The 22,688-nt window shown below is 34.6% G+C and carries 19 protein-coding genes; 16 read left to right on the top strand and 3 right to left on the bottom strand.

Features of this window, described 5'->3' with window-relative positions:
* Positions 1-35 precede the first annotated feature (35 nt).
* From Q1V95_RS07720 to Q1V95_RS07650, 15 genes are all read left to right on the top strand, one after another.
* Positions 36-1,691: an Ig-like domain-containing domain gene (locus Q1V95_RS07720; RefSeq protein WP_300672400.1), complete on the top strand. Its 1,656-nt coding sequence runs from the start codon at positions 36-38 to the stop codon at positions 1,689-1,691.
* Positions 1,688-2,149, top strand: a complete 462-nt coding sequence (locus Q1V95_RS07715) for a heme-binding domain-containing protein (protein ID WP_300672398.1) — start codon at positions 1,688-1,690, stop codon at positions 2,147-2,149. The genes Q1V95_RS07720 and Q1V95_RS07715 overlap by 4 nt, the downstream gene beginning before the upstream one ends.
* 55 nt (positions 2,150-2,204) lie before the next feature.
* Complete coding sequence (locus Q1V95_RS07710) at positions 2,205-3,275, top strand: formimidoylglutamase (protein ID WP_300672396.1); 1,071 nt, start codon at positions 2,205-2,207, stop codon at positions 3,273-3,275.
* A gap of 6 nt (positions 3,276-3,281) precedes the next feature.
* Complete coding sequence (locus tag Q1V95_RS07705) at positions 3,282-4,289, top strand: glycosyltransferase (RefSeq protein ID WP_300672394.1); 1,008 nt, start codon at positions 3,282-3,284, stop codon at positions 4,287-4,289.
* A 201-nt stretch (positions 4,290-4,490) separates the two neighbouring features.
* On the top strand, positions 4,491-5,600 hold the full coding sequence (locus Q1V95_RS07700; RefSeq protein ID WP_300672392.1) for an MraY family glycosyltransferase: 1,110 nt from the start codon (positions 4,491-4,493) through the stop codon (positions 5,598-5,600).
* Positions 5,601-5,628: 28 nt separating this feature from the next.
* Positions 5,629-6,492 (top strand): polysaccharide biosynthesis/export family protein, encoded by an 864-nt coding sequence (locus Q1V95_RS07695; RefSeq protein ID WP_300672390.1) that lies wholly within the window; start codon positions 5,629-5,631, stop codon positions 6,490-6,492.
* A gap of 80 nt (positions 6,493-6,572) precedes the next feature.
* On the top strand, positions 6,573-8,987 hold the full coding sequence (locus tag Q1V95_RS07690) for a polysaccharide biosynthesis tyrosine autokinase (RefSeq protein ID WP_366143273.1): 2,415 nt from the start codon (positions 6,573-6,575) through the stop codon (positions 8,985-8,987).
* 197 nt (positions 8,988-9,184) lie between these two features.
* Positions 9,185-9,931 (top strand): DUF6089 family protein, encoded by a 747-nt coding sequence (locus tag Q1V95_RS07685; RefSeq protein WP_300672386.1) that lies wholly within the window; start codon positions 9,185-9,187, stop codon positions 9,929-9,931.
* A gap of 3 nt (positions 9,932-9,934) precedes the next feature.
* Complete coding sequence (locus Q1V95_RS07680; protein ID WP_300672384.1) at positions 9,935-10,678, top strand: isoprenyl transferase; 744 nt, start codon at positions 9,935-9,937, stop codon at positions 10,676-10,678.
* Positions 10,679-10,717: 39 nt separating this feature from the next.
* Positions 10,718-13,258 carry an outer membrane protein assembly factor BamA gene (gene bamA, locus Q1V95_RS07675; RefSeq protein WP_300672382.1) on the top strand — a complete coding sequence of 847 codons (2,541 nt, stop codon included), beginning with the start codon at positions 10,718-10,720 and terminating at the stop codon, positions 13,256-13,258.
* 18 nt (positions 13,259-13,276) lie between these two features.
* The gene (locus tag Q1V95_RS07670) at positions 13,277-13,942 is read left to right on the top strand and encodes an OmpH family outer membrane protein (protein ID WP_300672380.1); all 666 of its coding nucleotides are present in this window, start codon (positions 13,277-13,279) and stop codon (positions 13,940-13,942) included.
* Positions 13,943-13,971: 29 nt separating this feature from the next.
* Entirely contained in the window at positions 13,972-14,469 is a 498-nt protein-coding gene (locus Q1V95_RS07665) for an OmpH family outer membrane protein (protein ID WP_300672374.1), read from the top strand.
* Positions 14,470-14,529: 60 nt separating this feature from the next.
* Positions 14,530-15,009 carry an acyl-CoA thioesterase gene (locus tag Q1V95_RS07660; RefSeq protein ID WP_300672372.1) on the top strand — a complete coding sequence of 160 codons (480 nt, stop codon included), beginning with the start codon at positions 14,530-14,532 and terminating at the stop codon, positions 15,007-15,009.
* A gap of 12 nt (positions 15,010-15,021) precedes the next feature.
* Positions 15,022-15,888 (top strand): dTDP-4-dehydrorhamnose reductase, encoded by an 867-nt coding sequence (gene rfbD, locus Q1V95_RS07655; RefSeq protein WP_300672370.1) that lies wholly within the window; start codon positions 15,022-15,024, stop codon positions 15,886-15,888.
* Between the two features lie 27 nt (positions 15,889-15,915).
* Positions 15,916-16,596: a hypothetical protein gene (locus tag Q1V95_RS07650; RefSeq protein WP_300672368.1), complete on the top strand. Its 681-nt coding sequence runs from the start codon at positions 15,916-15,918 to the stop codon at positions 16,594-16,596.
* Between the two features lie 36 nt (positions 16,597-16,632).
* Here Q1V95_RS07650 and Q1V95_RS07645 read toward each other — a convergent pair whose 3' ends face one another.
* From Q1V95_RS07645 to ruvC, 3 genes are read right to left on the bottom strand one after another with little or no spacing between them, the layout of a single operon-like run.
* Positions 16,633-17,079: a hypothetical protein gene (locus Q1V95_RS07645; RefSeq protein ID WP_300672366.1), complete on the bottom strand. Its 447-nt coding sequence runs from the start codon at positions 17,077-17,079 to the stop codon at positions 16,633-16,635.
* Positions 17,080-17,087: 8 nt separating this feature from the next.
* Positions 17,088-19,220: a helix-turn-helix domain-containing protein gene (locus tag Q1V95_RS07640; protein ID WP_300672364.1), complete on the bottom strand. Its 2,133-nt coding sequence runs from the start codon at positions 19,218-19,220 to the stop codon at positions 17,088-17,090.
* Between the two features lie 12 nt (positions 19,221-19,232).
* Positions 19,233-19,787 (bottom strand): crossover junction endodeoxyribonuclease RuvC, encoded by a 555-nt coding sequence (ruvC, locus tag Q1V95_RS07635; protein ID WP_300672362.1) that lies wholly within the window; start codon positions 19,785-19,787, stop codon positions 19,233-19,235.
* A gap of 101 nt (positions 19,788-19,888) precedes the next feature.
* On the opposite strand from ruvC, the gene Q1V95_RS07630 reads away from it, so the two are divergent.
* The gene (locus Q1V95_RS07630; RefSeq protein WP_300672360.1) at positions 19,889-22,630 is read left to right on the top strand and encodes a pitrilysin family protein; all 2,742 of its coding nucleotides are present in this window, start codon (positions 19,889-19,891) and stop codon (positions 22,628-22,630) included.
* Positions 22,631-22,688 lie beyond the last annotated feature (58 nt).

Raw genomic sequence — 22,688 nt, 5'->3', positions numbered from 1 at the left:
TTTAGTTTTTTTATTTTTGCAGTATAAATACTATAATGAAGAAGATTTTTTTTCTTTTCCTATTCGGTTTGTTGGTCGTTTCTTGTGCGCGTGTTGGTTCGCCAAATGGTGGTGCAAAAGATACGATTCCTCCAAAAATGTTGTCGAGCAATATCGACACCACGCGCGTTAATGTCCCAACAACGCTTAAGGAATTGCGTATTAATTTTGACGAATATATCAAGCTAAAAGATATTAACAAGAATCTTATTATTTCGCCACCGATTAAGAATATCAAAAAGATTTTGCCCGCCAATCTTGGGACTAAGTTTTTGTCCATTCAGTGGTCGGATACTTTAAAGGCGAATACAACTTATAATTTCAATTTCGGAAATTCGATTACGGATCTTAATGAGGCTAATCCTTTGCCGTATTTTAATTTTGCATTTTCAACTGGTTCCGAGATTGAAGATAACTATATTAGCGGAACTTTGATTGATGCTTTGGGAGAAAAGAAAAGCGAGGGCAAAGATGTTAATTATGTTGTCGGACTTTATCAAGTTAAAGATTCTATGGATTATCGTCAAAAGCCTTACTATATTACAAATGTTGATCCAGATGGCTATTTCGAACTCAATTATTTAAGTCCCGGAAAGTACAAAATTTTGGCTTTCGAAGATTTGAATCAAAACTCGATTTTTGATAATGGTAAAGAGAAGTTTGCTTTTTCTAAAGACGTTATTAATATCGAGGACAAAAAGAATATTTCTGGTATGAAGATTAAACTTTTCCCAAGCAAACCAGCAGTCAAATACAAGGAATATAAGCAGACTAACGGTGGACTTGTGTTGATCTACGACGGAAAACCAGAAAAGGTTGAGGTTAGTTCGGCTTCTCCAAATCTTACCGATTTCAAAGTGACACATCAGGCGAAATCTGATTCTGTATATGTTTGGTTCGATGCTGTGGCGCAGAAAATTGGTGTTGAAAAAAGTGATAATGTTAAACTAGCTGCAAAAACTTCTGTTAAAACGGATACGATTTCTACTTATTATAAATACGATCCAAAAGTTGAAATGACTTTGGCGAGTACTGGGGAGAAAGTATTGCCACCAAATACGGTCTTTAAAATTAAATCTAATTTTGCGCTTTCGGAGATTCAGTCAGACAAGTGGAAGTTAACCTCAGATAGTATTTCGCAAAGTTTTACAGCAAGTATTTCTAAAACCAATAGCGAAGATATTATTGTGAATTCGGATTTTAAAGTTGGGAAATCTTATCAACTTTCTATTCCGAAAGAAACTGTGAAATCTTTTTATAAATCCATTGCTAAGTCGTATCGACTCGATTTTGAAATTGGGAAACCAGCCGATTATGGTTCTTTAAAAGTTGAAATTCTAAATCCGCCGACCTCGCATTTTTGGTTACAATTGTTAAATGAAAAAGGCGATGTTATGTACCAGGAATATACGAAAGGCAGTCAAGTTCATTTTACGAATTTGAAACCTGCTGATTATTTTCTTCGTATTTTGGTGGATAATAATGATGATGGCTATTGGGAGACGTCGTCTTTTACAGAAAATAGATATGCAGAAGATGTTTATTTATTTAAAAAAGGAAAAGATCAAAACCCAATGACGAAAGTTAATATTCGTCCAATGTGGGAGATTAATGAAAAATGGGATTTGAACGCTGAAACACAAGGAAATTGAAAAAGTTTTTTAAAATTTTAATCATACTAATTGCCGCTTTTGGATTGATACAATTAATTCCGGTTGACAGAACGAATGAGCCTGTCAAGAAAGATGAGAACTTTGTTGATATTAACAAAGCCAATTCGAGAGTCGAGCATTTGATAAAGGTAGCCTGTTATGATTGTCATTCTAATGAAGTTAAATATCCAGATTATGCTTATGTTGCGCCAATTTCTTGGATGATAAAAGATCATATTTCGGAAGGTCGTCAAAGACTTAACTTTTCAAAATGGGGAACCTACAATAATTTTCAGAAGCAAGGTATGATGGAGAAAAGTGTAACTAGTGTGGAAAATTATGCAATGCCTTTGCCGTCTTACATTCAGAAGCATCCAGAAGCCAACCTTAGCAAAATCGATAGAGAATTGATGGCGAATTATTTCCGCGAAGTTCTTAAAGATTTAAAAGAAAAGTAAAACTTAGATTTCGAAATCGTAAATCATAAATCATCAATCGTAAATAGTAACAATCATGAATTTTGAAGATTTTATCATCGCACCAAAACCAATAAAAACCGAAGAATGGCAATTGGGAGCACACATTAGCAACGAGATTTTGGAAGATAGCATTGTGTTGTTGTTTGTTTCGGATTATCGTGGTGCGCGTGGTGATGCGGAGGTTCAGGATTTTATGAATGTTCGTCGCGAGTTTTACAGATTGTCAAAATTGGATTTTGAAATTCCTATGGTGGATTTGGGCGATTTGGTTTCTGGAAAAAGTTTGGAGGATACGCATTATATTTTACAAGAAGTATTGTCGGCTTGTCATTACAAACATGCAATTCCAGTTGTGGTTGGCGGTTCTACAGATTTGGCGTATTCGCTTTACTCGGCTTTAGACTTTCATTACAAGAAAATAAATTATACGCAGATTAACAACATTGTGTCATTGGCACAAGGTGAAGAAATTAATGAACGTAACTTTTTGAGTAAGATTTTGGGTTCCAAAAATTTTGAAATTCAGAACTATCATCATCTTGGTTATCAAAAACATCTTAACGAAGTTGATTCTGTAAAATTGATAAAAGAAGTTCAGTTTGATGTGATTCGTTTGGCCGAAATGATGAATTCGACAGATCGTACTGAACCTTATTTTAGAAAAACCGATTTGGTGACGATTAATTGTGACGCCATCGAAAGTGGAATGGATCCTTTCTCGATTAATCCACAAGTTAATGGGCTTAACAAACGCGAAGTTTGCGCCTATATGAAGGAAATTGGTCTTAGTGAAAATCTAAAATCTGTCGGGATTTTTAATTTTAATATTTATTCTGACGATAGGATGAATCATCAGCTTTTGGCACAAATGATTTGGTATCTGATAGAAGGAATCAATATCCAAAGAACGCATCCAAAAGAACGAAAATTCGAAACGTATTGGGTGATGGTCGGTGACGAAAGTTATGCTTTTCAACGCGATACATTCAGAAATCTGTGGTATTTTGGAGAAGATGAAGATTCTAACAATTTAATTCCTTGCTCGCGTTCAGATTTCGAAGAAGCAAAAAGAGGCTATTTGGGAGAACGTTTTACCCGTAACTAATTTTGTATGCAAGCAAAAGTATCTGTAATTGTTCCCGTTTATAATGTTGAGGTTTATTTAGAAAAATGTCTGAATTCTCTTGTTAGTCAAACTTTATCTGACCTCGAGATTATTGTCGTAAATGATGGAAGCAAGGACAATTCGCAACAGATTATTGATGATTTTGCCTCTCGTTTTCCAAATAAAATAAAAGCGTTCTCCAAAGAAAATGGTGGTCTTAGCGACGCACGAAATTTTGGATTAAAACATTGTACTGGCGAATATATTGGATTTGTTGATAGTGATGATTATGTGACGCCGAATATGTTTGAAGAAATGTATGATTTGTCGCAAAAGCATCAAGCCGAAATGGTGATTTGCAACTTGCAGAAAGTGGATCAATTTGGAAATGTTACTCAGAAGCTAACGCAAATACCTAATATGCCGGAGAAAATTGTTTTGGATGAGCATTTTTCTGTTTTTTCGGATTTAAGTTATTTTGCTTGTAATAAGATTTTTCGAGCTGATTTGTTTTCGAACAAAAATTTTAAAAAAGGAATTCATTTTGAAGATATACAATTGATTCCACAACTTTTGCTGAATTGCAAAACCATTGCGCAAACGCAACATTTTCATTATCAATATCTAGAACGCACTGATTCTATTACCAAAACACATACTTTAAAAGGACTTGATATTCTAAATGCTGTTAAGGATGTTGAAGTGGCTTTTAAGCAATCAGTTTTTTCTGCAAGAAATATAGAGCTTAAAAATTTCCAAATTTTAGAAGGCGTTTATACGTTTTTGGCTTATTTAGCTTTCGTTAAAAATGATGCCGATTATTTGCAAATGCGCCAAGACTTGTCAAAATTTATGCAAGACCGAAATATTGCTAAGAAGGAAGTATTAGCTTACAAACGCTTTGGCGAAAACTATTTTTCGAGCTTGTCGATTTCGAAGCGAATTTATTATTTAATTCAATTTTTTGTTCCAATTCGTTTTCATCGATTATTGTTATCGAAGCTTGCAAAATAGATTTTTCATTTTTTTTATTTTTTTGATTTTCGCAGCAGTATTCGTTTATTAATGATAGTTTGATAATTGTTTATGAAAAAATAAAAGTAATTTTAAGTCTTTGTTAAGATTTTTGGGTTTTTATTAGTACTTTTGCGCAGGCAGATACTATGGAGTAGTGTCGCTGAACACAAATTTTATGATGAAAAACTACAAAGATCAATGGGAAAGTTAAGCTTTGTACAGAGTCTGGATTTTGAAACTGTCTTTATTTTAAAGATGATTTTTGGATTCGCGATTTCTTTCTTATTGACCTATTTTACGATTCCCGCAATTATCAAGATTTCTAGAAGGAAAAACTTGATGGACGAACCGACATTAAGAAGTTCTCATGAACGCAAGATTCCTAATTTGGGAGGAATTGCTATTTTCTTTTCTTTAGGTGTCTGCGCACCAATTTTTGCATATGAGTTGTTTGACCAATACAAGTTCTTGTTTGCTTCTTTAGTGATTTTGTTTTTCGTAGGTGTTACCGATGATATTGTTGTGATGCGTGCCTACAAAAAACTTATCGCTCAGATCATCGTTTCCGTATTAGTTGTGGTTGGCTCTGATGTTAGAATTAGAAGTTTTTTTGGATTATTTGGCATCGAAGAACTCAATTACTATTTCAGTGTATTTTTTAGTGTTCTAACCTTTATAATTTTGATTAATGCTTTTAATCTTATTGATGGCATTGATGGGCTTGCGGGAGGTTATAGCGTTTTGTCAAGTGCGCTTTTTGCGATTAGCTTTTTTAGATTAGGCGAATATAATTATCCTTTGGTGGTGTTTTGTATCATTATAATTGGTGCGGTCTTAGCATTTTTACGATATAATTTGTCTTCGCAAAGGAACAGTAAGATCTTTATGGGAGATACAGGTTCTATGATATTAGGATTCCTATTGGCTTTCACAGCAATTAATTTTATAGATATTTTTATTGCAAAGAAAGATGCTTTAGTTCCGCACTATCATTTGTTATCAGCGCCTATTATTGCTTTGACGATCCTTATTTTACCAATTGTAGATACATTTTCTGTTATCTTAATTAGACTTTTTAAACGCCAATCTCTTTTTAAACCAGACAAAAATCATCTACATCATAGAGTTTTGGATTTGGGATTAAGTCATAGAAAATCCACTTTTGTAATTTGTGTAGGTTATTTGATTATTATTGTTGCTGTGTATCTATTGAGACATACAGATATTAACCTATTGTTTTTAATAGTATTTATTATAGGACTTGTATGTTCTTTTTTTCCATTTTGGTTAAAAAGAATTATGAAATAATATTAATTTTGAAATTATATAATTAACAATGTTAAAAAAAATATTTTTATTATTAAGCTTTACTTTTTTGGTGTCTTCTTGTATATCGAGAAAAGACATTACTTATTTACAACCTAGTGAAAGCTTAACGCTTAATTCAGAAGGCTTAATTCCATATAACATACAAGAATATCATGTTACAAAAAATGATATTTTAGGACTTAATATTATTACTACTCCAAAAGGCGATGCCGCACAATTTTATTCAAGCTATAATGTAAGTGGAGGCTCAGAGTCTGGTGGTGGTCAGAACCCTATAGCAAATGCTGTAGGAGGATCAGCGTCTGGAGGGGGAATGGTTGGGAATGCTCGTTTTTATTTCAATGGTTTGAAAGTGGATTCTAAAGGTGATGTTTATGTTTTTGGAATTGGTTTTGTAAAAGCGGAAGGTCGTACATTAGAGGATATCAGCCAAGAGATTCAAACCAAAGTCAACGAGAATTTTCTAGATGGCAAATCGGAGGTTCGTGTAAGTCTAGATGGTATCAATTATTTTATTCTTGGAGATATGGAAGGTGTTGGATTGACAGGTGCTAAAGTGGCGCATGTACAACAGCTTAATATTCTAGAAGCGATCTCAACTAATGATGGGCTTAATAGAACGGTAGATCGTAAGAATATAGTGCTACTTAGAAAATATCCTGAAGGCGTAAAACGTGTTAAGCTAGACCTAACAAGAGAAGATGTTATGAATTCTCCATATTTTTGGTTACAAAATGGAGATATGATAATGTTGAGTACCAATAAGAAGAGTATCTCAGGTTTTGGCAAGGAGCCATTACAAAGTTTAACAACAGGAGTGTCATTATTGACAACAGTTCTGTCTATCTATTTGATCTTTACTAAGCTTTAAAAATGATTCCAGAAAATAATAACAAGCAACAGCATGTCGAAGAGGAAGTTAAGGGTAAATCTTTTAGCTTGTTCGATCCTATGCATTTTTTACATCGTATCTTAAGAAATTGGTACTGGTTTGTCATTCTTGGTATGCTGGGTTATTCAATTTCGTATTTATATAGTAAGTATTATGCGCAGCGTATATATCAATCGCAATTATCATTAAGTATTTCTAATAATACATCTAGTTATTTTACACCAAATCAGTCTATTAACTTTATTTGGGGGCAGGGTGGTAACCAAGATGGTATATACATCAAGAAAATTCTATTTTCACGTAGTTTGAACGAGTATTTAGTTAATAAATTAGATCTTTATACCAACTATACTACCAAGGGAGCAATAAAGCATACCTATTTGGATCAAGATGATTCTCCAGTTGTACTCGTTATTGATAAGGCGCATTTGCAGCAAGTTAATTATCAAATCACTTTAATTCCTAAAGGAAACGATAAGTATGAAGTTATCCTTCCAGAAGAGGGTGAATCTACAACATTGTATAGTTACATCACCGAATCTTATTCTGATATACCTAGTTATGCACGGCCTGCAAATAAAATAATTGGGGTTGATGAGTGGTATACTTCGCCTAATTTACGTTTCAAATTAGAGAAAAATCCAAATCCGTCACCTATTAAGTTTGATAATATTAATATTTCATTAATGTCGGTTAGTGAGGCTGTAGGTGGAATCGTATCAACACTTTCTGTTAATTTCGATCAAGAGTTGCCCACTATTATGTTTGTTGGGAAGACTGGCTATAATCTAAACGGAACCGTTCGTTTTTTGAATACTGCGATTGATGAATTAATAAAGAAGAGATTAGAAGATACCAATACGGTAGATAAAAATACATTAGAATATCTTGCTGAGAATCTTAATGATGTTAGAAAGAAGTTAGATTCAAGTGCTGCAAAGCTTAATCAAATTAAGATTGATAATAAGCTTTTTGATATGACTAACCTCGATTCTAAAACATTTGAAGAATTAAAGCAATTAGAATCTAAGAAGGCCGAGCTATTATCAAAAATGAAAAACTTGGACCAAGTAAGAAATGTTGTTAGCTCTAATAATATTGAAAAAATAATTAACATTAGCTCTGCAGGCATTGAGGATGGAGCCTTCTCTGCTTCTGTATCTGAATTAAAGGCACTTTATGCAAAGCGTAGAGAGATGGCAACAATCTACACGCCTAATTCTGAGCCAATGCGTGAAATTAATAGGTTGATTAACGAAGCTAGAAACAATTCAACAAATGGACTTAGGCAATATTATTCTAAGTTTGATGAGCAATTGCTAGATCTTAATTCGCAAGTTCAAAAGATTGATGGTGATCTGAATACTTTGCCAGAAAAGCAACGCCAGTTTTTAGATGCGCAAAGAGGTTACAGCATTATCGAAGCTACTTATAATACTTTATTAAGTGAACAAGCAAAGGCGCAAATGCGTATTGTTTCTAATAAGAGTAATTTAACGATTATAGATAAAGCAAAAAACCTTGGTCAAGGACCTATTGCTCCTAATATTAAAATGATACAAAGTGCGATTATGGGCGGGTTGTTGTTCCTTCCTCTTCTATTTATTGCAATAGCAGAAGTTTTAGATAATAGAGTGCGAAATATTAAAGAAGTTGTTAATGTTACAAAAATACCTTTACTAGGAGTTATTGGTAAAAATACTGAAGATAGTAATCTTACTGTTTTGGATCGTCCAAAATCTTCAATTTCAGAGGCTTTTAGAGGTGTAAGATCGAATCTCAAGTTTTTATACGATGATAGTAAGCCTTGCAAAGTTATTTTGATAACATCATCCATTAGTGGAGAAGGGAAGACATATTCGTCAATGAATTTGGCAACAATTTTAGCTCTAAGTGGGAAAAAAACGGTGTTATTAGGTATGGACTTACGTAAGCCTAAAATTTTTGGCGACTTCAAATTTACCAACAAAGATGGTGTTTCTAATTATCTTACAGGAGAGGTTAGCTTGGAGCAAATTGTTAACAAGACTCAAATACCTAGTTTGGATGTCATAACTTCTGGTCCAATTCCTCCAAATCCTTCAGAGTTACTTTTGGGAGCGAGAAATCAAATTTTTATTGAAGAATTAAAAAAGCAATATGAGTTTATTGTGATAGATTCTCCTCCAGTTGGCTTGGTTGCAGATGCTTTTGAGTTAATGAAGTATGTTGATGCAACCGTATATATTGTTAGACACGAATATACTGAAAAGTATATGCTTAATATGATTAAGGAAAAGGTTGCTAAAAAAGAAGTTAGTCATATTGGATTAATCTACAATGATTATGAAGCGAAACAAGGTTATGGTTATGGCTATGGTTACGGCTATGGTTACGGTTATGGCTATGGTTATTTTGAAGAAGATGTCGATTACAAAGAACCAATGATTATTAAAGTCAGAAATCAGATTCGAAAGATTTTCAGAAGAAATTAATTGTTTTAAGAAAAGTTTTTTTGTGTTTGCAAAAGTTTAATTTTGGATGACTTTATAATAATTTTATTTTTTTTCGTTATCTAATTAACTTATTTTAATTAAGTTCGATTATTTTTAACGAAAATTTAAGAAGTTCCCTAAAGTAAAAATGTGTTATATTTGCAGCAATTTTTAGGGAAAAATAGTCCCGAAATAATATGAGAGTAAAATTTGTTTATAGTTTTTTACTGATTTTTGTTTGCTTTTTTAGTGTGACCACATTAAAGGCTCAACGTCATGAATTAGGTGTCCAGTTGGGTGTTAGTAATTTGGTAGGTGATATTGGTAATACCAATTTTATCTTACAAAAACCCATTTTTGGAAAAACCTTAGATCTTGGTGTACCAATGTATCTTGGTATCATTTATCGATTAAATGTTAATCCTCAGCAATCTCTTAGGATTAATCTTGGATATAGCCATATTCAATTTAGTGACTTACATGCAAAAGAGAACTATAGAAGACAAAGAGGCTTGTATGGTGACAATTCCATCTTTCATGCAGATTTACTATACGAGTATTATTTCTTCGATATCAATGAAGAGCATAAAAGTAAATTAAGTCCTTATATTTTTGCTGGAATTGGAGGTATGATGCATGATGTCGCTAAATATGACTCTTCGCCTGATGGAAAACCTACATTCAGTACTGCTAAAAAAATGTCTATGGACTTGCCATTTGGTGCTGGTTTGAAGTATAAGTTTAATTATAATTGGGCTATTTCAGGAGAATTCACATTTAGACAAAGTTTTTCTGATGCCATCGATTATAGTGTTGTAGAAAATGCACCACAAGTTGTACAAGATGTTAGAAATGTTGGGAATCCAAATTCTAATGATTGGGTTAATTCGGCGACCATTATCTTATCATATTCATTTGGACGACCTCCTTGTAATTGCAAATAGTAAATGTCAGACTTAAAAGAAAAAATAGATAAGGAGAATTTGCCGCAGCATGTTGCAATCATTATGGATGGTAATGGTCGTTGGGCAAAAACAAGAGGAGAGCAGAGGACATTTGGTCATCGTAATGCTATCGAGGCCGTTCGTAACGCCATTAATGCATGTAACGAAATCAATATACCCTACCTAACACTTTATACTTTTTCAACAGAAAATTGGAAACGTCCAACAGATGAAGTGGACACATTAATGTCTTTGTTATCAGAATCTCTGCTTAACGAGGCAGAGGAAATTTATACAAAAGGTTTAAGACTTCATTTTATTGGGGATATTTCTAAATTGCCAGAATTAGTGCGAGATCAGCTCCTTAATTTGGTTGATTTAACAAAAAATAATACAAGAGGGAATCTTATTTTGGCGCTTAACTATGGTGCTCAAAATGAAATTCTAAAAGCAGTTAAAGAAATTGCTTCTGATGTTAAAGATGGGCAATTGTCAGTAGAAGATATTGACGGGAAAGTATTCGAAAGTCATCTTTATACAAAAGATTTTCCACCTGTAGATCTTATGATTCGTACAAGTGGAGAGATTCGTATTAGTAATTTTATGCTTTGGCAAATAGCATATGCTGAGCTTCAATTCTTGAATGTGTTGTGGCCAGACTTTAGTAAAGACATTTTTTTCCAATGTATATTGGATTATCAAAATAAAGAAAGACGTTACGGAATGACTAGTGAGCAAGTCAAGTAACAAAAGGGGATTTAGCGATTGAAGAACTCAGGAAGAGAAATGAAAAAAATTATTTTACCTATAATATTTTTTGCAGCTACAGCTAATGTAGTTAATGCACAAATAAACCCACAAACTGGTACCCAAACTACAGAAGTACAAAATGAGCCAGATGGACATGAGTACTTTCTAAAAGACATCGTTGTTGATGGTGTTAAAAAATATTCTTCGGCACAGATCCTTAGAATGGCAGGTTTGGTAAAGGGAGAAAAAATCGAAATACCAGGTCAGCGCATTAGTTCTGCAATTAAGAAATTATGGGATTCTCAATCTTTTTCGAAAGTTGAAGTTCTTGTAGAAACTGTAGATGGCGATCAAGCTGTGCTTCGTTTTTCTTTGCAAGATCTTAAAGAACTTGGACAAGTGAAGTTCACAGGAAAGGGTGTTGGGAAGTCGAAGAACGAAAAATTTATTAAAGATAATAATCTTAAACCAGGAACAAAGATTAATAACAATCTAGTTTCTAGTTTACAAAATAAAATTCCGCAAGAATACATCAAAAAAGGTTTTGCGGATGCTAAAATCAAGATTACGGATACACCAAGTGCTACCGATCCTAACATGGTAGACTGGACTATTGAAGTTGATAAAGGCAAAAAGGTTAAGATTGACGAAATTATTTTCAAAGGAAATGAAAACGTTTCTTCTAGTAAACTTAGAAAAAATGGTTTCAAAGACACTAAGCAAAAGCGTTTCTTAATCGGGCTTATTAAACCATCAAAATTTATTGAAGATAAATATGAAGAGGATAAAAAGCACCTTATCAGTTATTACAACTCTTTAGGTTTTAGAGATGCTGCAATTGTGTCTGATTCAGTAACGCGTGATCAAAAGGGGTACCATATCAATGTTGACCTTAAAGAAGGTAAAAAATATTATATTGGTAATGTTAACTTTATTGGAAATACAACCTTTACAACAGAGTTTTTACAAAAGATATTAGGTTATAAAACGGGTGATATTTACGATGCAGTTGGATTTAACAAGAAAGTAGGTGAAGATGGTGGTAAAGAAGATGATTCTGACATCAAGTCTATCTACATGAACAATGGTTTCCTTTTCTCAACAATAACACCAGTAGAAAAAGCAGTTAAAGGAGATTCTATTGATCTTGAAATCCGTATCAACGAAGGTGAAAAGGCAACTTGGAACCGTGTAACTTGGTCTGGTAATACAACAACACATGACCACGTTATCCTTAGATCTTTAAGAACAATGCCTGGTGCTTTGTTTGCAAAATCTGATATTAAAAGAACTTATTTCGAATTGGCAGGGATGCAGTTTTTTGATCCTCAACAAATCGGAACTGATGTTAAACCAAATCCGCAGGATAATACGGTTAATATGCATTGGACCTTGGTGGAGAAAGGATCTTCGCAAGTCCAATTGCAAGCTGGTTATGGAGGTAACTCTTTTATCGGAACTTTAGGTTTGACATTTAACAACTTCTCGCTAAGAAACTTCTTGAAGCTTAAAGACTTTAAGCCAGTTCCTCAGGGAGATGGTCAGACTTTATCTTTGCAAGCACAGGCAGGACAGTATTTTACCAACTACTCAATTTCATTTGTTGAGCCTTGGTTATTTGGTACACGTCCAACTGCCTTGAGTGTTGGTTTTAACTACTCTCGTGTTAATTACGATTATGTTTCAGGTGAAAACCAAAAATTAAATATTTTCTCTGCTAACGTAGGTTTAACAAGAAGACTAAATTGGCCAGATGATTATTTCTCATTCTACACTGGTCTACAGTTCCAGAGTTATAACTTCCAGAACTATCCATTCCAGTTTGGGGATCAGCAAGAAATGAATGGTACGACAAAGTCATTTACAATCAACTTAGGTCTTACACGTAGTTCAGCTGGTCTAGATCCAATTTTCCCAACTTATGGATCAAACTTGGATTTTAATGTGAAATTTACACCACCTTATTCGATATTTGAGAAGAAAGATTATTCTACAATGTCAGCTTTGGATAAGTATAAGTGGATGGAATTCTTTAAAGTTAAATTTAAAGCAGATTTCTACAACGAAGTTATCGGTAAACTTGTTCTTAGAACAACTGCAGAGATGGGATACCTTAGTGGATATAACAAAGAGCTGGGAGCGCCACCATTTGAGAGATTCTATGTCGGAGGTGTCGGGCTTTTCAATGGTAGATTCGATGGTAGAGAGATTGTTCCTTTGAGAGGTTATGAGAATGCTTCTTCTACAGGTTTCACAGCATCTACACCTTATGATATTACGCCTTATGGTGGCGCAACAATTTATAACAGATTTGCTGCGGAGTTAAGATATCCAATATCTATGAACCAAACTGCAAAGATTTTTGCTTTAACCTTTGTTGAAGGTGGTAATGCTTGGAATTCTTGGGGAAGTTATAACCCGTTCCAGTTGAAGAGATCAGTAGGTGTTGGTATTAGAGTTTCGATGTCTGCATTTGGTTTGATTGGATTTGACTTTGCTTATGGATTTGACAAAGGTCTTGGTCAAACAGAACCGTCAGGATGGCAAACGCACTTCTTAATGAACCAACCATTATAATTTTTATACATTTGTAATATGAAGAAATTAGTTTTAGCTTTTACATTATGTGTTTTTTCAGGAACAGCTTTCGCACAAAAAATTGGTGTTGTTGATACCAGTTATATATTGAGCAAATTACCACAATATAAAGAAGCTGAGACTAGACTTAACAATCAAGTGTCTCAATGGCAAGGCGATTTGCAAAGATTGCAAAACGAATACGAGACTAAAAAAGCGGCTTTCGAGAGCGAAAAAGTTTTATTAGTTGGAGATCAATTAAAATTGAGAGAAAAAGAAATATCGGATTTAGAAAATAATATCCGCAACACTATTAATGGCCGTTTTGGTACAGGTGGTGAGATTGATCAGCTTCGCTCTAGTTTAGTTAAGCCTTACCAAGATCAAATCTGGAATAGTATTGATGTGATGTCCAAAAAAAATACATTGGGCATAGTTATTGATAAAAGCAATAACACTAGCGTTTTGTTCTTGGACAAAAAGTATGATTATACGGATGCTGTGCTAGATTTATTAGTGAAGAATCTTCCAAAATCTAATAATGATACGAAGCCAGGAAACAAAGTTGGCGCACCAGTTCTTAATAATGATAACAATCCAAAATCAAGAACAAGTAAGCCTGCGAGAGGTAATGTAAACGAAACTCAAAAATTAAAAACGGATAATAGTTTCCAAGCAAATTAAGTAACAATTAAAATTATATAAATTCTATTATGAAAAAACTAAGTGTATTATTTGCAGCAGTTATGATGTTTGTTGCAGTAGGCGTTGCAAAAGCTCAAAAGATTGCTTCATTAGATGTTGCATCTGTACTTAGCGTAATGCCCGAAAAAATTAAGTTAGACCAACAAATGAAAACTTTATCTGATGCTAAAAAAACAGAATTAGATAAAAAGAAAGCTTCGGCTCAACAATTGTTCGAAAAATATTCTAAAGAAGCAGCTACTCAAACACAACAAATTAATGAGCAAAGAAATGCTGAATTAGAAAAACTTCAAGCTAACTTACAACAAGAAGCTATGGCTGGCGAAAAAGATATCAGAGACAAATATGACGCTGGTCTTACACCAATCGAAGCTAAAATTAAAGACGCTATCTCTAAAGTAGCTAAAGCTAAAGGATATGACTTCATCGTTGACGATACAGTATTCGTTTACAAAGGAGGTCCAGATGCGACTCAAGATGTTAAAACGCAATTAGGAATTAAATAATTCGTTTTAATTAACAGATATTAACCACTCTTATTGGAGTGGTTTTTTTATTTTTGCCCTATGGAAAATGAATTCAAGAGTATTGCCAAAGTTCGCTTTGCAGATTGCGACCCAATTGGGCATCTCAACAACATTAATTATTTGGTATACATGCTTAATGCAAGGGAAGATCATGTAGAAGAACACTTTGGATTTACTTACGAAGAATACGCTACCAAAACAGGTTTTACTTGGGTAAGTATTCAAAATGAAATTGCTTATTTCAAAGAAGTTCGATATAATAAAAAAGTTGTAATTTCTAGCAAATTAATAGAATTGCAAGATCGCATTTCTAAAGTGGAAATCTTAATGAAAAGCGAGGACGAAAAAACGATTCACGCTGTGCTTTGGATGACGGTTATCCATTTTAGTATGAAATCTCGGACAAGTGTGCCGCATCCGCAAGAGACTTTAGATCTCTTTACGCCAACCATTGTTGATCTTCCCGAAAAAGACTTTGCAGAACGTACAAAGGTTTTGCGAGCATTTAATAAAAACTAAAAATAAATAAGTATGAAAAGAATTTTAGTAATCGGAGCCAACGGACAATTAGGGCATTGCTTGCAAAAACTAGCACATAAATACCACGATGTTTTTGATTTTAACTTTACAGGATCATCCGTTTTAGATATTACAAAACACGAGGATATTTCACGCGAGTTTCAGGATTATCAACCTGATTATTGCATCAACGCTTCAGCCTACACAGCCGTCGATTTAGCGGAAACCGAAGAGGAAAAAGCTTTTGCTGTTAATGCTTATGCAGTTGCTGATTTGGCAGACGTTTGCGAAAGCCACGAGTGTACTTTAATTCATGTTTCTACAGATTACGTTTTCGAGGGGAATACCAATATCGATTATTGCGAAGATAACTTTACCAATCCACAAGGCGTGTATGGTGCAAGTAAGAGAAAAGGCGAGGAGCTGGCTTTAGATAACAACCCAAAAACGATTATTTTGAGAACATCTTGGTTGTATTCGGAGTTTAATAAGAACTTCGTTAAAACCATGCTTAATTTGTTTGCAACCAAGGAAGAATTGGGAATCGTGAATGATCAATATGGTCAACCAACCAACGCAAACGATTTAGCAGATGCTATAATGGAAATTATTAAAAAAGATGCTAAGCATTTTGGGATTTTTCATTTCTCAAATTATCCAGAAACGACTTGGTTTAATTTTGCTGAAAAAATTAAGGAATTTTCTGGTTCTAAAGTTAAACTTAACCCAATTACAACCGAGCAATTTCCGACACCTGCAAAACGTCCAATGCGTTCTACCATGAATCTTGACAAAATTGAATCGACCTATGGTATCGAGCCGCGTCGTTGGGAACATAGTTTGGAATCTTGCATCGAAATTTTAAAAAGTTTTAAATAAAGCTTTTCTTACTTAAATATTAAAATAATGAAGCTTCACACAAAAATATTTTCTTTCGCTATTTTATTCTTGAGCGTTTTGACTTTTGCGCAAAATGTCATCTTGAGTAATGTTGCAAAAACCAGTGACAATACTGATAAATTTTTATACAAAATTAATCCCGAAATTACCAAGGGCGAATATCTTGGCGAGATTTTGGTGAATGGTTTTTCTAATGATGATGTCACCGTTTTTAATGCTGTGTACAAAAAAGCAAAAGAAATCGGCGCAAATACTTTTTCGTGGAGAAAACCTGATGGCTTGGAAGATGAAGCGTTTAACCCAAATCATTATATGTTGAATCTGTACTATGTTCCAGCAGATCAGATTCCTGTTGAGCACAACTGCATTTATCTAATTGCATCAGCTGGGAAAGCTCAAAAAATTGGTATTAACAAAGATAAATTAGAATTGCAAGATAGACACTTTATCAAAAAGACTTTCGGTGTCGGTGAAGAAATTAGTGTTTCTACAAGACAGTTTTTGGGAAGTGGTATAAAGGTTACTGGAAAGGAAGATCATCCTGCACAGTATTTCCAAATTTCTAATTTTAAGGTTAAAGAGAATAACAGTATCTACGGCGGAATCAATATTAAGTCCAGCGATATTATTGGGCTAGAACGCTCTTATGCTGATTTTTTGACCACAATCTATACAGAACAGAAATAAAACAAAAAACATCTCAAACGAGATGTTTTTTTATGTTTACCAAATGGAGTTTAATCTCCAAGATTTTATTAAATACGGAATCAACAAAACTAATTCTAAGCGAAGATTAACTTCGAAATGCTCTGGCGTCGAATATTGTATAAACATGGCATAAATACAAATTACAATCCCAAGAATAGCATCAACAATTGCCAATTTTATAGCCCAATCTTTTTCGAACCATAATCCATAAGCCACAATACCTTTTAGCAGAAAAATTAATAAAATGGCAACACCATCAAAAGTCCAAAGTTGTGTGGCATAGAAACCATAAATTTCTAAATCAATTTTCGTTAAAAAGATAGACGCAATCGGTAAGATTACTGCGGCGGCAACTCCTGTTACTAGGAAAATCCATGTGAAGATTTTCATCCACAGCGGGAGAAGTGTGCGGCGTCTAATGTTTTCACTATCAAAAGAATCAAAAATGTCGAGTTGTTCCATAATTTTATTTAGGGCTTCAAATTAAGAAAATAATTCCATAATAACCTTATTTCATTGAATTCAAAGTCCGATGGCAAAACGGATTTCCAATCGTTGAGTGTTTCTTGCGGATTTTCTTTAAATGCTTTTTCGAAGCTTTCAATTTTCTCTTTAGGATAGATTCTCAAAAGGTCTTTTTTGTCCAAGACACCTTGCTCAGCAAATTTGGCTAAATGTCCATATACAGTGGAAATGACCAAACCGCGATCTCTAGCAATTTCGCTTAATGTTTTTCCTTCTTCAAACATTTGGTAGCTGATAATATGCGTCGGGATTTTTTTGATGGTTGCGGTGATTTCAACATCATTTTTCTTGTCGAATAATTCAACATTTAGAAGTTTTGCATCCTTGATGTCTTTTAGATATTCTTGCAAATCATCAATCCAAATTTTAAAATCTTCGTTATAAGCTTTTAGACCTTTAACGCCTTTTGTTGTGGCATAAAAATCTTTTAAAGGGATAAATATTTTATCATTAACATTTGTAAAAAAGAAATTAACAGCGCCTTTTGCCTTTTCTTCAACTTGCTGCCAATCGCTTTCCTGATGGATGAATTTATAAGTTAGTTGCTTTAAAATCTTTTCGAACTTAACAAAAATTTGTCCCAGATTATTGATTTCTGGTTTTAGTGTTAAATACAAATTTTTCTTCTGTTCACGATCGAGGTAACGACTGTCTTTCCCGCTATTGTACCAAATTTCTAAAGTCTGTGCAAACCAAGTGCAATCCAATCTTCGGATAACTTTTTCGATGCTGTAATCATATTTTTCAGCTTCCAAAATAGCTTCCATTTTATCATTAGCATTGGTCGTGGATTGAAATTCTGCAACGCGATGATCTTTAAAAATAACGTCGGGCGTAATTCTGGATTTCAAAACAATACCTTCCAAGGTGCGGCAACGCGACAAGGCAACATAGACTTGCCCAGAAGCAAAACTTTTTCCGGCATCGATAATCAATCGGTCAAATGTCAAACCTTGACTTTTATGGATGGTAACCGCCCAAGCCAAGCGAATTGGATATTGCTTGAAGCTTCCCAAAACCTCCTCTGTAATATTTTTTTCGGCGTCGAGTCCATATCTTTTTTGTTCCCAGATTTCTGGTTTGATGATGAATTCTTCTTCGCTGCCTTCCATGACAACACTTATTTCGTCACCGTTGATGTAAGTGATTTCAGCCAATTTTCCGTTATAATAACGTTTGTCTGGCGACGTGTCATTTCGGATGAACATAATTTGCGAACCTACTTTTAGCTCCAAAGTTTCCTCGTTTGGATATTGACTTTCTTTGAAATCGCCAACAATTTCGGCATCGAAATAATGCGAAGAGTTGCCGAGTTCTTTTAGCTTTCGCTGATTGATTTCGTCGGCTTGTCTATTGTGCGAGCACAGATAGACGTAAGCTTCTTCCTCAGCTTCGAAGTCTGGATCGTAACGAGAATTTAATTCATTAAAATCAATGTTTTCGACATCACCATTTCGGATGGCATTTAATATCTCCAGAAATTTTTCATCCGTTTGGCGATAGACTTTTCGAAGTTCTATTGTGATAATTGGATATGCTTCAACTGCTTTTGCATGAAAGAAAAAAGGCGATTTATAATATTGATTCAGCAAATATTCGTCTCTAACAACTGGAGGCAACTGGTAAAGATCACCAATAAATAACATTTGCACACCTCCGAATTTTAAAGGATTTCTGCGAATGTGACGAAGTGCAAAATCCATCATATCCAAGACATCAGCACGCAACATCGACACCTCGTCAATAATGATGACTTCAATCTCTCGGAGAAGCTTCAACTTATCTTTTCGGTAAAGAAAATGCTTTGTAAGGTCAGCAATATTGTTGGCAAGATTTTGATCGATACGTTCTGTTGTTGGGATAAAAGTTCGTAATGGAAATCCAAACATCGAATGTATGGTAACACCGCCAGCATTAATAGCAGCAATCCCAGTTGGTGCGATGATGATATGTTTTTTCTGAGTTTTTTTAACAAAATTATTGAGGAAAGTCGTTTTACCAGTTCCTGCTTTTCCTGTTAAAAATATACTTCGATTGGTATGTTCAATCAAATCAAATAAAGCCTCGTTTTGTTCCATAAGATTTTAGTTTTATTTAATTCGATTGGGATTTTGTTTAAGAAAACTGTCCCATCCAGAATAGGATTTCTCCGTAGAAAGACTTCCAGAGTTAAAATGATGACAAACCGCAACTGCCAAACCATCCGACGCATCGAGATATTTGGTTGGGAATTCTTTTAGATTCAAAAGTTTTTGCAACATCCCCGCAACTTGTTCTTTACTGGCATTTCCGTTTCCTGTAATTGCCATTTTAACTTTTTTGGGAGAATACTCTACAATTGGAACATCACGGTGGAGACTTGCTGCCATTGCGACACCTTGTGCACGACCGAGCTTCAACATACTTTGTACGTTTTTTCCAAAGAAAGGTGCTTCTAGCGCCACTTCGTCAGGATGATACTCGTCAATCAACGAAAGAGTTCGGTCAAAGATGTGCTTTAATTTTATTTCGTGGGTTTCATACTTTTTAAGAATCAATTCGTGGATGGCAAGTAGGGACATTTTACCACCTTTAATAGTGATAAGTCCGAATCCCATAACCGCCGTACCAGGGTCAATTCCTAAAATGATTTTTTCAGTTTGCATCCTCACAAAGTTACGCCAAGATTTTTTAAAAATTAAATAATAAAAATTTTGAATTAAATAAAATAGTACATTTAAAGATTCCAAAAATTAATAAAATATCTATGAAAAGACTTTTACTCATCTCGGCGTTTTCGCTGAGTTTCGGCGTTGCACCAATTGCAATCTACGCGCAAAAAAATATGACTGAAGCACCTGTGTTTGTCAGTAACACAGAGGGAATCAAAGAATACAATCTGAAAAACGGTCTCAAAGTTTTACTTGTTCCGGACGGTTCTCAAAGTAATATGGTGGTTAACATTGTCTATAATGTTGGCTCTCGACACGAAGGTTACGGCGAAAAAGGTATGGCGCACTTGCTAGAGCACATGCTTTTTAAAAGCACCAAAAAATTAGGCGATATCAAAAAACAATTGTCAGATAAAGGAGGTGATGCCAATGGTACAACGTGGTATGACAGAACCAATTATTACGAAGTTTTCCCATCGAGTGACGAGAATCTGCGTTGGGCTTTGGAAATGGAAGCCGACAGAATGATTAATGCGACAATTCTACAATCGGATCTTGATAAAGAATTTTCAGTGGTTAGAAATGAATTCGAAATTGGGGAAAATAGTCCAAGCCGAGTTTTGCAGGAGCGCATTGTATCAACTGCTTATTTATGGCACAATTACGGAAATTCAACCATTGGAAGCAAGGAAGATATCGAACGTGTAAAAGCACCAACGCTTAGAAAGTTTTATGAAAAATTCTACCAGCCAGACAATGCCACTTTAATTGTTGCTGGTAAGTTTGACGAGAAAAAGGCTTTAGACTATATTTCTCAATATTTTGCATCCATTCCAAAACCATCAAGAGTTATCGACTTGACTTATACCGTGGAGCCAGCACAAGACGGCGAGCGTTTTATAGAGTTGAAGCGTTCTGGTGATAGCAAAGTTGTGGGAGCGCTTTATCATACGGCGCCATTTGCTGATAAAGATTATGCCGCATTGGATGCTTTAAGTGAAATTTTGACTTCGGATCCGTCTGGTTATTTGTACAAAGCTTTGATCGATACGCACAAAGCGGCTTCTGTCTATGCTTGGCAGCCAACGGTTCGCGATGCAAGTTATATGTACTTCGGTCTAGAAATTCCGAATGATAAAGATGTTAAAGCAACACAAGATGAGTTTAGAAAAGAGTTGGACAAAGTTGGGACAATTAAATTCACTGATGATGATGTTAAACGTGCAAAAGCTAAAATCCTTAAACAGTTGGAAAACACGAAGAATAATACCATTAACTATGCTATTAATTTAACGGAAATCATTGGAGCTGGGAATTACAAACTCGAAATGTTGTATCGCGATAATGTTGAAAAATTAACCAAAGAAGACATTCAACGTGTTGCAGAAAAGTATTTTAGAAGTAATAACAGAACGGTTGGTGTATTTATCCCAACTAAGGACGAAGTTCGTGTTAAAAATTTAGAATATTCGGATACGCAGATTGCAGGTTTGACCAAAGATTATAAAGGTCGTGCCATCGAAAAAGAAGCGGCGCCTTTTGAAGCAACGATTAAAAATCTTAAAGCCAACCTTACAGAATCTAAGTTGAGCAATGGGATGAAATATGCTTTAATTAAAAAAGAAATTAAAGGAGGAAAAGTAGTTGCCAATTTCCGTTTCCCAATTGGAAATGCTAAAGATTTAACTGGGAAATCTGATGTTGCTTCGTTGATGGCAGAAGTTCTAAAAACAGGAACGAAAACGCATACAAAAGAGCAAATTCAAGATATGTTGGACGAGTGGAAGACCAACCTTAACTTTGGCTTTGGAGGACAGACTTTCTCTGTGAACATTAATACTTACAAAGAGAATTTGCCAAAAGTAATGGGCTTGGTTAAAGAGATTTTGAGCCAATCAACATTCCCAGAAGCAGAGTTGGTAAAGACGGTTAACGAATACAATACTTATGTGGAAGCTTCGCTTAACGATCCGCGATCGATTGCTTTCAACGAGATTGACCGTGTTGCGTCGCCTTATCCTAAAGAAAGTATTTATTACACGCCAACAGCAAAAGAACTCATTGAAAACAATAAAAAAGTAACGCGCCAGCAATTGGTAGATTTTTACAACACAATGTTAGGAAGTAACAATGGTGTTGGTTCTGTTGTGGGAGATTTGGATGCAAAAACGGTGGGAAGTTTACTAGAAGATACTTTTGGAAAATGGAATTCTAAATCTAAGTACGAATATGTTAAACCAGAATTGTTTTCAACTAAAAAGTTAGATAAAGACTTCAACACACCAGATAAAGAAAACGCCGCAGCGGTTGGACGTATCAATTTCGAAATGGACAGAAATAGCCCAGATTATCCAGCGATGATCATGGTTAACGAAATCCTAGGAAGTGGAGGATTCTTGTCTGCGCGTATCCCAATGCGTCTTCGTGAGAAAGAGGGTATTAGTTACGGTGCAGGATCGTATATGAATATTCCGCCAAATAATAATGTGGCATCATGGTCTTGGTATGCGTTCTACAACCCTACCAAAAAAGACGCTGTTAATAAGGCTTTGAAAGAGGAAATTGCAAACGCTATTAAAGGTGGTTTTACACAAGAGGAGATGAAATCCAATTTGACGTCATGGCTTAACTCTAGAAAAACTGGTTTGGGTACTGAAGGAACATTGATGAATTTAGCAAATATGCAAATGCAATACGGTATTCCATTGGAAGATTATGACAAGCTTGAGGCGCAAGTTTCGGCGCTTAAATTAGATCAAGTCAACGCCGTTCTGAGAAAATATATTTCTGAAGATAAGTTGACTTCGATTTTTGCAGGTGATTTTAACAAAAAATAAATTCATAACAATATTAAATGAAAGTCTGAGTTTTATACTTGGACTTTTGTTTCTTTTT

Source organism: Soonwooa sp. (assembly GCF_030151385.1).
Lineage (GTDB): Bacteria > Bacteroidota > Bacteroidia > Flavobacteriales > Weeksellaceae > Soonwooa.
This window is presented reverse-complemented; position numbering and strand designations above follow the sequence as displayed.